The following is a 15071-nucleotide window of genomic DNA, read 5'->3' as shown; positions in this document are numbered from 1 at the left end:
CGATCCTTTCCCACAAGGGGACTTCTGTTGGAAAGTGATAAAGCAAGAGAAGAAAGGGCTAATCGAAAGGCGCTCATGTGGCTTCTCGGTTAGCCCTCTTTCTTTACAATGTAGGAAAGTATAAATTTCTAGCTAGAAGTGAATTCGGCGTAGTCGGAAATTTTAAGAATACAGTATAAGTAGGGCTAGCCAATCGGCGAGTTTTCTTTACAAGATAAGAAAGTATAACTGTTCAGGGCGATGTCTAGCTCCCAAGGCCCAAAATGGCAGATTCTGGCCTACTCCTACGCTGCCATAAAAGGCGGGCCTTGTCCGCTTTCTTATTTTGATACAATATCAAGATTTCCGTTTTTATCCATCTTAAAAATAGGTGCCATCCGATCTTCAGGCTCATCAAATAGAACAAGTTTACGGGCCCGATCCATAATGCGGACGAGTGTTTGATAATCTTCCTGCACCGCATCCTGTTGTTGCGTTAGCTTTTGTAATCGTTTCTCTAATGCTTCATTTTGCTGCTTTAGCTCTTCATTTTGTCTTCGTAATAGTTGATTTTCAGCTTCTAGATTTGCGGTATCAGCAGTCTGCTGCTGATAGCTTCGTAAATATGCAATCACATCGTCCATCGATAGAGACGTTTGCTTTATCGGCAGTAACTCCTCCGAAAACTCTGCGTCAATGACTAACTGGGGTGAACGTGCCGGCTTCGCTGCAACTGCGCTTTGCGATTGATTCGCCAGTGCCCGTTTCATTTCCTTGCGCTGCCGTTTTGCGATTTGCACCGCTTCCTCATAGTTTTGCCGGACCTCTGCGTTCCAGCGAAAGCCGCAGGCGGCTGAGGTACGGTCTAACTTATCTCCTACTTCATCAAATGCTTTGAGCTGTGTGCTGCCTTCCCGAATATGCCGAAGCACGGTTTCGGCAAGCAGTAAATCATCTTCTGTTGTCCATGCATCTTGACGCGTTTTCATAGCAAAACCTCCACATAACGGGTGTTTTTTTGCTTATGTTTCCCGTACTCTTATAGTTTATACACAGTTTAGAAGAATTTAAGTTATTTATAACTATTTTACACTGTAAAAACGTATAAATTTCCAGCTAGAAGAGAAGCCGACGTAGCCGGAAATGTTAGGAATACAGTGCAACTAACTACGCCTCTGTCTTCGCCCAAAGGCAGGGCTCACCAATCGATGAGCTTTCTTTCGAGACTTCTATGCATCAGTTTGGAATCACATTTACTTTGTTTTTGATATTAGGAAGTACATTAGAACATGGATAGATTTTCAACTTCTATTTTTTGATAAAATTGGCACGTGTGTAAAATTCTAATAATAGTTACATGCTAGAGGAGGAAAACATATGCCATTTGTACACACGGCTATAGAATTGACAGTTGGTTATATTAGCTTATTTATTGTGACGAAGTTATTAGGAAAGATGACCATTACACAAATCACGTTATTTGATTTTATTTCTGCTCTTGTACTAGGCGACCTTGTCGGAAATGCTCTCTATAATGAACATATTAAAATAAAAGAAATTATATTCACCGTCTTTTTTTGGGGATTTTTAGTATACATCGTTCAATTTATCACACAAAAGAGCTTCCGATTGCGAACATTGCTAGAGGGAAGACCTTCTATTGTCATTCATGAAGGTAAGATTTGCTACAATGAGTTAAAAAAGAATCGTTTAGATTTAAGTCAGCTCCAGCACATGCTGCGTGCAAAAGATTCTTTTTCTGTTAGCGAGGTGGAGTATGCCATTTTAGAGACAGATGGCTCACTAAGCATTTTGAAGAAATCGGATTATGCTGCTCCAACAAAATCTGATCATAACATGCCCAATCAGCCGCCCAACCTTCCTGTTACTCTCATTAGTGATGGGCGATTAATCAGGGAGAACCTACAGCGCAGCGGCATGAATGAAACATGGCTGCAACAAGAGCTTGATAAACAAGGGATTCGGAAGTATTCAGAAGTGTTATTGGCAGAATGGAAGAAAAAGAAATCTACATTGTATGTTCAAAAATATTAATGTATTGCAACTATGGTTTTGTTTATGAGATATCTCTATTCTCCCTTTCAAAGTATAGGCATGTAAAGCACAGTGGATTTGATGTCCGCTCTGTTAAACAATGTATTGATTACATTCTCGCTTCAAATACGGCGGATGCAATAATACATCCCGCGAATAGGAGGAACAAGAGGGCTTTGTCATTCTTGTTTTCTTATCAGTGAGTGATTATGTTACTGAACATGAATAAAAAACACCTTGAGATTTTCAAGGTGTTTTTTAAGTTAAACCAAATAGCATTTTTGTGATGAAATACGTTCTTTATTCTGCGGTAACAGTCTTCACGTCATATAGTAGCTCCTTCGGCCACTCCCAGTCACTAATTGCTACCGCATCTGTCACATGATGGACCTTACTAGCGCCAATAATAGCAGAAGTTACTCTTGGTTGATTTAGTACCCATGAAAGGGAGAATTGAGATAAACTTACTTTATTCTGTTCAGCTAATATGCGATAATGGTCTACCAAATGAAAATTCTGATCTGTAAAATAATTTTCAAGCAACTTTTCTCCGCGTGCAGCGCGACTCTCAAGAGGGACATCTTTCGGACTCTTATATTTTCCTGACAGCATTCCTCTTGCCAGCGGACTATATACTATAACACCCACACCTTCAGACTCACAGAATGGTAATAATTCTTGTTCAATCTCTCTAGAGAGTAAGTTATATTGAGGTTGAACAGAAATAAATTTTTCAAGATTCATCTTCTTGCTAATTGCGTGAGATTTTGCAATTTGCCAAGCTGCGTAGTTGGAACACCCGATATAACGCACTTTCCCTTGACGTACAAGGTCATCCAGTGTACGCAATGTTTCTTCTAATGGAGTATGGGGATCAAAGGTGTGTACTTGATAGAGATCGATATAATCTGTTTGTAATCGGCACAATTGATTCTCAATTTCCTGCATGATATGAATCCGCGAAAGCCCTTGTTCATTTCTTTTCGGTCCTACTGGCAGTCCAACCTTAGTGGCTAATACAACTTTATCCCTCTTTCCTTTAAGTGCTCGTCCAAGAATCTCTTCGGATTCTCCTGTCCCATATTTAAATTCCTGATCCTGGCCCTTCCCATAAAAGTTTGCTGTATCAATAAAATTGATTCCATAATCAAGTGCAGTATCTAGAATAGAAATAGATGCTTCTTCGTTGATCCATCTTCCAAACGCCATTGTCCCTAAACATAGAGAAGAGACCTCTAAGCCGGTTTCTCCTAGTTTTTTATAACGCATATGTATCACCTCAGACTTGATATTCTTCACTACAAGCTTTAAACATTTTATCCCGGTAAGCATGAATATAAATGATGTAATGTAAAAAAGAAGATATACAGAATGATGTATAACAGTACGAATTTTGATTTTACTCTCAAAAATTATCTCCTTGGCTAGTAACCAAGGAGATAATTTTTGGGGAAAGGTAACAGTTGTACTACCTATTATTCAAATAGACGTTTAATGAACTAGGCTGAACAATGCTTTAATATGTGATAAGTAACGAACGTTACTAGCTTCCTTCATTAGAGTTGCTGGCAGACCTTTAAGCTGAGTGGAGTTTGCTCCAATTGTTGCAACAGCATCCTTGCGGCCTAAGCTTGCAAGTGTTCCTGAGTTGACTGGACTAAACTCTTTAAATGTTTTGTTTTCTAAGTATGCGAATACATTATATCCAATTAGCTCTCCCATTTGCCAAGCAATTTGGGCCGTAGGCGGGTATGGGCGGCCGTCCGGAGCGAAAAGAACAGCAGAGTCACCTGCAATAAACACATTCGGATGGGAGATAGATTGCAGGTAATTGTTAACAGTTGCCCGTCCGCGATTGACCTCAAGGCCAGATTCACCTACAAGAGGGTTGCCTTGTACGCCGCCTGTCCAAACGAAAGTATTCGTGATAATCTTCTGACCATCTTTTAAATCAACGACATTACCTGCAACATTGGTTACAGGAAGACCTAATAGGAATTGAACACCGCGTGCTTCTAAGCTAGTCTGTGCACGTTCAATGAGTGTGTCCGGTAGAACAGGAAGAATTTTTGGACCTGCTTCGACAAGCAATAGTTTGATTTCCTTTGGGTCTACTCCATAGCCTTTTGTAAGCTTAGGAAGCTTATCAGCAATTTCCCCGACAAGTTCAACACCGGTTAATCCGCCGCCGCCGATTAAAATGGTAGCATCGGCTTCATTTTTGGTATTTGCGTATTCACGAATGCGATCTTCAATGTGTTGATAGATTTTGTTAGCATCCTCTACAGATTTCAATACTAGGCTATGCTCTTCCAGCCCTGGAATACCAAAATAAGCAGTTTTGCTTCCCAAACCAACAACAAGAGCATCGTATGTTAAAGTGGAACCGTCTGAAAGCTTGACTTCTTTTTTGTCTACTGAAAAAGAATCAACCTTTGCAATTTTAAGATTAATATCCTTTCCTTTGAAAAGCTTCTCTAGTGAGATAGACACGGCTGGTTCAGCAATGCTTCCTGCTGCCAATCTGTGCAGCTCCGTGATAATTTGATGTGTTGGATACTGGTTTACTACAGTAACGTGTGCGTCAGCCTTGCTTACGTATTCGCGAATATTTAAAGCGGCTAGGAGTCCGCCATAACCGGCGCCCAAGATAACAATATGTTTTGACATAATTTATTCCCCGTCCTTACTGAATTGAAGTGCAAAAAAACTATTGGTTACTATTTTGTTCCACTTTAAGAAAGTATAAATTTCTAGCTGAAGGGCAATTCGACGTAATTAGAAATTTTAGGAACAAAGTATAAGTGCAACTACGCCTCTGTCTTCGCCCAAAGGCAGGGCTCGCCAGTCGGCGAGCTTTCTTTACTTACTAACTTGAAGATAGGCGTTTACGAAACGGAAAAGCTTTTGTACTTGCGGATCTTTTAACATCTTTAGAATGCCAAACAAACCGATTACTTCATTGCTTTCCTCAGCACGATCTTTTGCTTCAAGAGCAGTAGCTGCAATGCTTTTTACAGAATGTGTTAAAGGATTCATGATTTCCTGAATCGCCCCAACAGTATCACTCTTTAATACTTCATCAGTGGCAACTGATTGGGCAAACTCATAAGACTTAGTCAATATCCCTACAAGTTCAGTCAATTTTGGCAATTGCTCTACTAAGATAGTGAGTGATTGCTGAACCTCTGGTTTTAGTAATTGATCTAGCACATCAAGTTGTTCCAGGTCAGCAAATAAGTTGGGTGATGCTTGTTCTGCTTTTGTTTGAGTCATTGTTCCTAACATATCCAATTCTCCTTTTGAAAAAATCGCTTACATTCATGGGTGAGATAAAACCTACTCCTTATAAAACTCCAAAGAACTCAAGAGTTTGAGACAAACTTTGGTCTGTTAGAAAATTTACAAGTGTACAAAATCAAACTTAAAACAAGTCATTTTTAGATTTTAGTTAAAAGGCTCTTAATGTTGTTGTATTAACTACTTGTATACTAAGATAACTTGTAAATTTAGTATATCATTCATCTTTAAAATAAATCTACTCTTAAATTTATCGATATCCTTGAATTTTCAATACAGTTCCTTATTATTTTTCTTAAGAGTTAGATTAGAAAAATTTCAAATATCTGACCTTATAAATTCTAAGTAAAGTGCTTCCTGCTGTTTATTTATTTGTTTGTTAGTCAGTTAGCCATAAAATTTGACCATATGTAAGTAATGTGACTAAATTAATATAGTAAATTTATCCATAACCTACTTTTATAAAATGATCTGAGGAGGAAGATTTAATGATTATCATTCATGCATTTATTAATGTGAAATCTGAACAGCGCAAGGAGTTTCTTGAATTAGCTAAACAGGTTACAGCACCATCTCAAGCCGAAGAGGGGAATATTAGCTACTATTGTTATGAAGACCCTGAACAAAATGGAAATTTTGTGTTTGTAGAGAAATGGAAAGATCAAACAGCTATTAAGCAGCACGAAGAAACGTCTCATTTCAAGAAGTTTTTTGTAGGTATCGAGGGTCTTTTACGGGAACCAGCACGTGTAGAATTATATGAGGTGTCAGAGAAGCATTAAATCATAAGGTTAGAGAATTATATGTATCCTGCATTTAAAATATATGAGACAACCCCCTATCTAAATTTTTATTTTGAATAGAGGATTGTCGATAGTTTGAGACTTCAAATCAGAAGTCTCTTTGTTTATGTGCTGCTTATTTCGCAGCTTTTGCAGCTTCCAGTGCAGCTTCGTAGTTTGGATGATTTGTTACCTCATCTACATATTCTGCATATGTTACTTGGTTTTCACTGTTGATTACAAATACAGCACGAGCTAATAAACGCAATTCTTCAATCGCAACGCCGTATGCTTGGCCGAAGGAAAGATCACGGTGGTCAGAAAGCGTTACCGCATTCTCAAGACCTTCTGTCGCACAATAACGATTTTGGGCAAATGGAAGATCCACGCTAATCGTCAATACCTTCACATTCTCAAGACCTGCAGCTTCTTCATTGAATTTACGTGTTTGTGCAGCGCATACGCCTGTATCTACAGAAGGTACTACACTAATTAATTTCACTGCACCTTTATAAGTATCTAATGTTACAGGAGATAAATCATTCGCTAACACTGTAAAATTCGGTGCTTGCTCTCCTACCTTTACTTCGTTACCAAGTAATGTAACAGAATCCCCTAAAAATGTAACGTTTGCCATTACAACTCCTCCTTATTTTTACAAGAAATTACGTACAGTGCCAATAATAGAGAGAACAAAAACAGAATGCAACAAAAATATTTTTATCTTTCTACAGCCGATAACAATATTTTTTCCTTTGTACGATCTCTTCTAACAGTCCGAAAACAGGATTGTTTTTGTTTCTATGATGTAGAATAACTAAGGTTTCACTGTAATATCGCATTTGGATGGCATAAGCTCTTCTCCGTGATCATCCAAAAGAGAGAGCAACATCTTGAGGGGCAAGAATTGAGTTTTTTACAATTAAGAAATTGATTTCGATAAAAACTAAGTTGACAAATGCTAGATCGGTGCTATACTAAACTCATAAGGCAACTTAGTAGACAAGTAAACAACATAACAATGCTAAGAAGTCTTTAACTAAAATATAAAACGGCAAGTCATAATTTAATGAGGTGACTGATATGAAAGCTACTAATATTGAAGAGTTAAAGCAAAAAGCAATTGAGCTCCGAAAGACAGCGCTTACAATGATTCACAAGGCGCAATCTGGACATCCGGGAGGTTCTCTATCCGCAGCTGATGTAATGGCAGCACTTTACTTTAGAGAAATGAATATTGATCCTAATAATCCTAAATGGGAAGACCGTGACCGATTTGTTTTATCAAAAGGACATGTTTGTCCCATCCAATATGCAGCATTAGCTTTACGAGGATATGTACCATATGAAACGATTTACACGTTAAGACAGTATGGATCTCCATTCCAAGGACATCCTGATATGAAAAAGTGTCCTGGTATTGATATTTCTACAGGGTCCTTAGGACAGGGACTTTCTTGCGCAGTTGGAATGGCATTAGCAGGCAAAAGAGATGAAAAAGCATATCGAGTGTTCGCTATGGTAGGAGACGGCGAATGTCAAGAAGGCCAAATTTGGGAAGCGGCGCAAAGTGCAGTGAAATATCAATTAGACAATTTAGTTGTCTTTGTTGACGATAATGGCTTGCAGATTGATGGTACAACAGAAGAAATTATGCCAAATCAAGATTTAGAAAAGAAATTTGCGGCATTTGGCTTTGAAACGAAAAGAATTGATGGGCACTCTATGGAAGAGATTGTTGCAACATTAGACGATGTGAGAGAAGCAAAGAACGGAAAGCCGAAGTGTATCGTATGTAATACGGTAAAAGGCAAGGGAGTATCTTTCATGGAAGACGTAGTCAACTGGCACGGTGTTGCTCCAAATGATAAGGAGTATGCTCAGGCACTAGAAGAAGTATCCGGGGGGTTAAAATAATGAGCGTAACGGCAAACAAAGTTGTAATGAAAAAAGCTACGAGAGAAGCCTTTGGTGATGAAATTGTCGAATTGGGCAAAAAGAATAAAAATATTTATGTAGTGGATATTGATATCGGTAAGTCATGTAAAACTACAGCATTTTCACAACAATTGCCGAATCAGCATGTGAATGTTGGGATAGCGGAGCAAAATGGTGCTGGCTTAGCTGCAGGACTTGCGACAACTGGTAAGATCCCTTTTGTAAGCACTTACGCAGTATTTGGCTCATTGCGAATGGCGGAACAGATCCGACAAGAAATTTGTTATCCGAACCTAAACGTAAAGATTGCTTGTTCTCATGGCGGGCTTACACCAGCGAATGACGGGGGAAGCCATCAAAGTATCGAGGATATGGGAGTATTAAGAACGATTCCAAATATGACTGTTATTATGGGTGCTGACTATCATTCTACTAGAAAATTAGTAGCACAAGCAGCAGAAATCTATGGGCCAGTATACCTTCGTTTTACTCGTGATACAATTCCGTTTATCTATGATGAAAATGAAGAATTTACAATTGGAAAAGCAAAACAAGTTCAAGACGGCAAAGATATCGCGATTATTGCAAATGGTGATACAGTGTATCTTGCTTTAGAAGCGGCTAAGCAATTAGAACAAGAAGGAATTTCTGTAAAGCTGTTAGATATGCATACGATTAAACCGCTAGATCGAGACGCTGTGGTTGAATGTTTAAACATTGGCAAAATCATTACGGTTGAAGACCACAATATTTTAAATGGTTTGGGAAGTGCAGTTTGTGAAGTAGTAGCAGAAGAAGGCAAAGGGCTTGTAAGAAGAATCGGGGTGCAAGATAAGTTTGGAGAATCTGCGCCATATGAAAAATTGTTAGAGATGAATGGAATTACGATTGAAAACATAGTTAAAACAGCGAAAGAAATGCTGAAATAAAAAGAGCAAAGGGAGAGAATAGAATATGTTTAGATTAGATAATAAAGTAGCAATTGTTACTGGCAGTGGTTCTAAAAGGGGGATTGGACGCACAATCGCGTTAACACTTGCAAAACAGGGAGCGGCAGTTGTTGTAGCTGATTTGAATATGGATGGCATTCAGGATACAGTGAATGCGATTACTGAAGCTGGTGGAAAAGCTTTAGGCGTAGAATTAAACGTAACGAGCAAAGAATCAAATGAGGCTATGGTTGAAAAAATTCTTCAGGAATATGGAAGAATTGATATCCTTGTCAATAATGCAGGGATTTCACAAAAAGTAACTGTTGAAGATATGACGCTTGAAGACATTACAAGAGTATTTAATGTAAATATGTTTGGGTTATTCCTATGCACGCAAGCTGTATTGGAAACAATGAAAAAACAAAAGTATGGCAGAATCATTAGTCTTTCTTCCGTTTCAGCGAAACGAGGAGGAGGCGTATTTGGAGGACCGCATTATTCTGCTTCAAAGGCTGCTGTATTGGGCTTCTCTAAAAACCTTGCTCGTGAGGTTGCACTTGATGGAATCACGGTAAACTGTATAGCGCCAGGACTTGTGAATACAGATATTTGGAAATCCCTTCCTGAAGAGCAGGCGAAGAACGTGATTGCAGGAATCCCTATGGGAAGACCAGGAGAAACAGAAGAAATTGCCTCGGCGATTGCATTCTTGGCTTCAGAAGAAGCATCTTATATTACAGGTGAAGAAATCGATATTAACGGTGGTTCACACATGGACTAATTTATATTGCATCTTAATATACAGGCATCCCGATTCGGTATGCCTGTATATTATTATTAAAGGGATAATGGATAAATAGAGATTTTTGTTGCCGTCTTCCCACTGAACAATGCTTCTTTTAAAGCCTTACACTTACTGTTTTTTATGTAAATTTTTATCTTTAATTACTTGAAACATTATAAACAATATGGGGAGAAGTGATTACTATTATTAGTTTTAGCCCAGTATCTAGTAAAAAGTTGCATATACAAATATATAATCAAATTCTTTCGCAAATTCAATCGGGTTCATTTCAAGTAGGTGATAAGCTGCCAGCTGAAAGAGAGCTATGCGAGCAGTTTGGTGTAAGCCGTGCGCCTATTCGCCAAGCCCTTAGCGCATTAGAATTAAATGGCATGATTTATTCCCGTCAAGGAGAAGGGGTTTTTGTGAGGAGCAATCAGATTGCATCCGATACATCCCAAGCGGCCATCTTTTTTGATTCAATATCCCCAGAGGATATCGTAGAGGTAAGGATGAATATAGAGCCTGTTATTGTAAGATTTGCCGCCCAAAGAGCTACAGATGAAGATATAGAGGATCTTCGTGCAACCATCAAACAGATGGAGGAAGAAACAAAGGCTGGTGTATATGTGCCAGAAACAGATGAAAAATTGCACTGCGGCATTGCGAAGGCTTCCCGCAATGATCTATTTATTAACCTCATGGCGGCTATTAGTAATGCAATGAAACAACAGGAAATGTGGACATTTATTCGGGATCGCACCGTAACTCGACCAGATTATAGAGATGTTAACTTCAAGGAGCATCAATTACTCATTCAAGCCATTGCAAATCACGATGAACAAGAAGCAGTCGAAATCATGACGAACCATATGCAAAACTTATATGATCGGTATTGGAGAGATTAAATTATGAGGTGTTTTTTTCTCAAATATAACGTCTCTTATGATATCGGCCTTTTAAATCCTCTTTATATTGTTTTTCCATATGTTAAATGAGTGGCCCGCTAGTCTCTCACGAGTGAGTGGATTAGGGGGCCCTATTCCGCTTTCTAAGGGTGCTATAAACTTTTTATCACTGTAAGAAAGTATAAATTTCTAGCTGGAAGACCATTCGACGTAGCGAGAAATTTTAGGAATACAGTATAGAGGTATCTTTCTGTAATCTCTTTAAAGAATGCTGTTAAACGGTCTCTAGTTATAAGTTTAATAGAAGAAGGTACAAGTATACAGTGTAAGTGCAAACACGCCTCTATCTTCGTCTAACGGCTTACCAGTCGGTGAATTTCCGATACTAAGCTGTGACAGCAGTTTAAGAATCAAGAGTTTTCGATAAGATTTAGAATAATTCTATAATCGTGTTGACAAACAAAACTAGCAAAGATATACTTAAATTGTAAGGTAACTTAGTATACAAGTTAACAAGAATACAAAAATAAAGGGAGGGTAAATAGAAAGATTGTAGGAGTTCAAAAAGAGGTGGCTATGACAATGAAAGTCATTAAGGATCTTATTGGTAGAACTCATCTTTTATTTAACCGAAATACTTAGAATTTTTTGTAAGCGTTTAATGTAAGCGTTTAACGAAAGAAGTTACCTTCAACCTTAATGAAACAAAGGCTTGGAAAAAGAAAGGCATGCTAGTGCATAAGGAGGAGTTATTTTGAATCAACTCGCGTTAGAACGTTCCACTACGAGAAAAGTTACGTTACGATTAATTCCGTTTTTATTTCTATGTTTTGTAATCGCTATACTAGATAGGGTAAATATTGGCTTTGCAGCTCTGCAAATGAACGAAGATTTGGGTTTCTCTAATGCCGTTTTTGGGTTTGGAGCAGGGATCTTCTTCCTTGGCTACTTCCTGTTAGAAGTACCTGGAAGTGCTATGATGACGAAAATTGGTGCAAGAAAATGGATTAGTAGAATCATGGTTACATGGGCTCTTATTGCTGTTGCAATGGCCTTCGTAAAAACCCCTATGCAATTTTATACAGCGCGATTTTTGTTAGGGGTTGCCGAAGCTAGTTTTTACCCATGTATGGTCGCTTATTTAAGCGGTTTTTATCAAACGAAACATCATGCGAAAGCGATTGCAGGATTTATGTTAGCGATACCAGGTGCGAATGCATTAGGTGCTCCACTCTCCACTTTCTTGCTAAGTGTTCACTGGTTGGGTATGGAAGGTTGGCAATGGTTGTTTGTTTTGGAAGCGATTCCATCCCTTATCTTGGGCGTTGTATGTTATTTTTATCTTGATGACACGATTGAAGCTGTAAAATGGTTGAACAAGGATGAGAAACAATGGTTAATTGATGTTACAACAAAAGAAGCCCTTGAAAAACAACAAGTAAAACACTATACATTTGCGCAGGCTTTAAAGGATCGTGATGTTCTCATACTATCTGCAGGATATTTCTGTTGGATGGTAGGTTATTACGGAATCAACATGTTTTTACCAACCATTTCGAAAGGCTTATCTGAGACAACAGGCCTTAGTACCCAAAATATGGGCTGGATTTTAGGACTTATGTATGTGTGTGCGATGGCAGCGTTGTTCCTAGTTGGGAACCATTCTGACAAGAAGAATGAAAGACGCTGGCATGTGGCGGTATGTTTAATAGTAAGTGCGATTGCCATGATGATTAGCAGCTATGTGGCGAGTACAAGCATTGTATTATCGTTTGTATTTCTGACTATCGCTTTATGCGGAGCATTTGGTGCATACTCTCCATTTTGGGCAATTCCGCCTTCTTTCTTAACAGGGGCTGCCGCTGGCGGTGCGATTGCACTCATTAACAGTATTGGAAATCTTGGGGGATTCTTTGGACCATACATTGTAGGGTACATTAAGGATATAACAGGATCCTTTACGACTAGTATGATTTTCATGGGAAGCAGCATGATCTTAGGTTCTTTCATTATTCTTGTCTTAGTCAAACAATCAGGAAAGGCCCTAAGTCAGGATAGCGAAAAAAAACTAGAAAAATCTAGCTAATCCAAAAAGTAATCTTAAATAAGATTCCAGTGGCTACGTTTATCTAGCTGCTGGAATTTCCTTATCAACCATTAAAACCTTTAATGGTTTTGGTGCAAATATGATTTCTTAGCGATATAGAGACTCCAATGACACTATTCCAATTCATGTATGTATTAATTCGATCTCGCTTTGGATAGCCTTATCCCTTGTTCAGCATATGAATCACTTCGTATGGAAACACAGCTCATAATAGAGATCCAGCTAGCTACTAAAATATATTAGTAGACAAGTTGATAAGCTTGTAAAAAATGTTAAAAGCGTTCATTGATCAGTTTGACATAATATATTTAGCTGAATAGCAGTGACTATCGATTTTCTAGGACAGAGAATTGTGCTGGGAGGAAAGAATAATGACAAGAAAAATTGGATTTATAGGATTAGGTATTATGGGAAGACCGATGGCTTTAAATCTTATTAAGGCTGGATATACGCTTTTGGTAAATGATTTGGATCAACAAGCAGTGAGAATTTTAGGGGAAGCTGGTGCAACTGCAAAACATACGGCGAAGGAAGTAGCTGAAAATTGTGAGCTGATTATCACAATGCTTCCTGCATCAACACATGTACAACAAGTTGTTCTAGGTGAAAAGGGAGTTTTAGCAGGTGCAAAAAAGGGATCAATCATTGTCGATATGAGCTCTATCACAGCTACTGTCTCAAAGCAACTTGCAGAAGAGGCAGCCAAAAAAGATGTTGATTTTTTAGATGCCCCTGTTAGTGGTGGGGAAATTGGAGCAATTAACAGTTCATTAGCGATTATGGTTGGCGGTAAGAAAGAAGTATTTGAAAAAGTTAGTCCTATTCTATACGTGTTAGGGCAACATGTTACATTAGTTGGAGACGTTGGCTGTGGAGTTACAGCTAAATTAGCAAACCAGATTATTGTGAATCTTAATATCGCTGCAATGTCCGAAGCTCTTATTTTGGCTGCAAAAGCTGGAATTGATATTGAGAAAATGTTTCAAGCGATAAGAGGAGGATTTGCTGGAAGTGCTGTACTTGAAGAGAAGCTTCCTAAGATTATGAATAGAAACTTTGTCCCTGGTGGTACGATAGCCATCAATATGAAGGATATTACAAATGTAATGAATACAGCACATGAAATTGATGTTCCACTTCCATTAACAAGTCAGCTTTTAGAAATATTTCATGTACTTAAGGCAGATGGCAAATTACAGGACGACCATGGAGGCATTATCCAATACTATGAAAAAATAGCTAACATAGAAGTTAAGCCTTCCCAAGTCCCTGTAAATAATTAATAAAAACAAGATAGTATTTTGTTGCCACACATTCTGAAATTTGAAAGAATACATATATTCTTATATAAAAAAATTCCCCATCTAAAATGAAGGGGAATTTTTTTCTTTTTCACACTGTAGGAAAGGATAAATTTCCAGATAGAAGTCCTTCAACATAGTCGGAGATTTTAGGGATACAGTTATTGACAAACAATACTAGTAAAGTTATACTCACATTTAAAGTATACTTAGTATACAAGATGTAAGGTGTACAATGGCAGGAAGAGGATTGATAGAACACTTGTAATTATTAAAAATGGATAACATAAGAGGGAAATGTATTGAGGGCTTAATTAACATGAATTTTTCATATTACAGAATGAAAGTATTTTTGAAAGCGCTTCACGTAAGGGTTTACCTTTAAGCTCGAGAAAATGAAGCTTTGAAAAAGGACAGCCATGGAAACGCATAAGGGGGAAGTATTTTGAATCAACTTGCATTAGAACGTTCCACAACGAGAAAAGTTACGTTACGATTAATTCCGTTTTTATTTTTATGTTTTATAATTGCCATACTAGATCGGGTGAATATTGGATTTGCTGCTCTGCAAATGAACGAAGACCTAGGTTTCTCTAATGCTGTTTTTGGACTTGGGGCAGGGATCTTCTTCTTAGGTTATTTCCTGTTAGAAGTACCTGGAAGTGCTATGATGATAAAAGTTGGCGCAAGAAAATGGATTAGTAGAATCATGGTTACATGGGCTCTCCTTGCTGTGGGCATGGCTTTCGTACAAACCCCCCTGCAATTTTATACAGCGCGATTTCTGTTAGGGGTTGCGGAAGCGAGTTTCTATCCGTGTATGGTATTTTACTTAAGTGGTTTTTATCAAACAAAACATCATGCGAAAGCAATCGCAGGATTCATGCTGGCAATACCAGGTGCGAATGCGTTAGGTGCTCCCCTCTCTACTTTTTTACTCGGTATCCATTGGTTCGATATAGCTGGCTGGCAATGGCTGTTTATT

14 protein-coding genes are annotated in these 15071 nt (G+C 38.3%); 9 read left to right on the top strand and 5 right to left on the bottom strand.

Annotated features, from left to right (window positions below):
• Window positions 1–320: 320 nt before the first annotated feature.
• Entirely contained in the window at window positions 321–968 is a 648-nt protein-coding gene (locus EP737_RS09155) for an RsfA family transcriptional regulator (protein ID WP_129727673.1), read from the bottom strand.
• A 388-nt stretch (window positions 969–1356) separates the two neighbouring features.
• On the opposite strand from EP737_RS09155, the gene EP737_RS09150 reads away from it, so the two are divergent.
• Window positions 1357–2034 (top strand): DUF421 domain-containing protein, encoded by a 678-nt coding sequence (locus EP737_RS09150; protein WP_129727672.1) that lies wholly within the window; start codon window positions 1357–1359, stop codon window positions 2032–2034.
• A 300-nt stretch (window positions 2035–2334) separates the two neighbouring features.
• Here the strand turns inward: EP737_RS09150 and EP737_RS09145 are convergent, their stop codons facing one another.
• The 3 genes from EP737_RS09145 to EP737_RS09135 all read right to left on the bottom strand — a co-directional run bounded on the left by EP737_RS09145 (window position 2335) and on the right by EP737_RS09135 (window position 5322).
• Complete coding sequence (locus EP737_RS09145; RefSeq protein ID WP_129727671.1) at window positions 2335–3303, bottom strand: aldo/keto reductase; 969 nt, start codon at window positions 3301–3303, stop codon at window positions 2335–2337.
• A 222-nt stretch (window positions 3304–3525) separates the two neighbouring features.
• Window positions 3526–4704, bottom strand: a complete 1179-nt coding sequence (locus tag EP737_RS09140) for an NAD(P)/FAD-dependent oxidoreductase (RefSeq protein WP_129727670.1) — start codon at window positions 4702–4704, stop codon at window positions 3526–3528.
• A 192-nt stretch (window positions 4705–4896) separates the two neighbouring features.
• A complete protein-coding gene (locus EP737_RS09135; RefSeq protein WP_129727669.1) occupies window positions 4897–5322 on the bottom strand; it encodes a helical membrane plugin domain-containing protein in 426 nt (141 codons plus the stop codon).
• Between the two features lie 500 nt (window positions 5323–5822).
• Between EP737_RS09135 and EP737_RS09130 the strand changes: the two genes are divergently transcribed.
• Window positions 5823–6116, top strand: a complete 294-nt coding sequence (locus tag EP737_RS09130) for a putative quinol monooxygenase (RefSeq protein ID WP_129727668.1) — start codon at window positions 5823–5825, stop codon at window positions 6114–6116.
• A 136-nt stretch (window positions 6117–6252) separates the two neighbouring features.
• Here EP737_RS09130 and tpx read toward each other — a convergent pair whose 3' ends face one another.
• Complete coding sequence (gene tpx / locus EP737_RS09125; RefSeq protein ID WP_129727667.1) at window positions 6253–6753, bottom strand: thiol peroxidase; 501 nt, start codon at window positions 6751–6753, stop codon at window positions 6253–6255.
• A gap of 437 nt (window positions 6754–7190) precedes the next feature.
• Here tpx and EP737_RS09120 point away from each other — a divergent pair, with 437 nt between their 5' ends.
• From EP737_RS09120 to EP737_RS09090, 7 genes are all read left to right on the top strand, one after another.
• Entirely contained in the window at window positions 7191–8033 is an 843-nt protein-coding gene (locus tag EP737_RS09120) for a transketolase (RefSeq protein ID WP_342772897.1), read from the top strand.
• On the top strand, window positions 8033–8983 hold the full coding sequence (locus EP737_RS09115) for a transketolase family protein (protein ID WP_129727665.1): 951 nt from the start codon (window positions 8033–8035) through the stop codon (window positions 8981–8983). Before EP737_RS09120 ends, EP737_RS09115 begins: the two co-directional genes overlap by 1 nt.
• A 25-nt stretch (window positions 8984–9008) precedes the next feature.
• A complete protein-coding gene (locus tag EP737_RS09110) occupies window positions 9009–9767 on the top strand; it encodes an SDR family NAD(P)-dependent oxidoreductase (RefSeq protein WP_129727664.1) in 759 nt (252 codons plus the stop codon).
• Between the two features lie 185 nt (window positions 9768–9952).
• Window positions 9953–10678 carry a FadR/GntR family transcriptional regulator gene (locus EP737_RS09105; protein WP_425455875.1) on the top strand — a complete coding sequence of 242 codons (726 nt, stop codon included), beginning with the start codon at window positions 9953–9955 and terminating at the stop codon, window positions 10676–10678.
• 754 nt (window positions 10679–11432) lie between these two features.
• Window positions 11433–12764 (top strand): MFS transporter, encoded by a 1332-nt coding sequence (locus EP737_RS09100; RefSeq protein ID WP_129727663.1) that lies wholly within the window; start codon window positions 11433–11435, stop codon window positions 12762–12764.
• Window positions 12765–13156: 392 nt separating this feature from the next.
• The gene (garR, locus tag EP737_RS09095) at window positions 13157–14068 is read left to right on the top strand and encodes a 2-hydroxy-3-oxopropionate reductase (RefSeq protein ID WP_129727662.1); all 912 of its coding nucleotides are present in this window, start codon (window positions 13157–13159) and stop codon (window positions 14066–14068) included.
• A gap of 463 nt (window positions 14069–14531) precedes the next feature.
• The coding region (locus EP737_RS09090) for an MFS transporter (RefSeq protein WP_129727661.1) at window positions 14532–15071 on the top strand (540 nt) is incomplete at its 3' end.

It is taken from the genome of Ectobacillus funiculus (assembly GCF_004138295.1).
Classification (GTDB): domain Bacteria; phylum Bacillota; class Bacilli; order Bacillales; family Bacillaceae_G; genus Ectobacillus; species Ectobacillus funiculus.
Note: the sequence above shows the minus strand (reverse complement) of the source record. Positions and strands in the feature narration are given on the sequence as shown.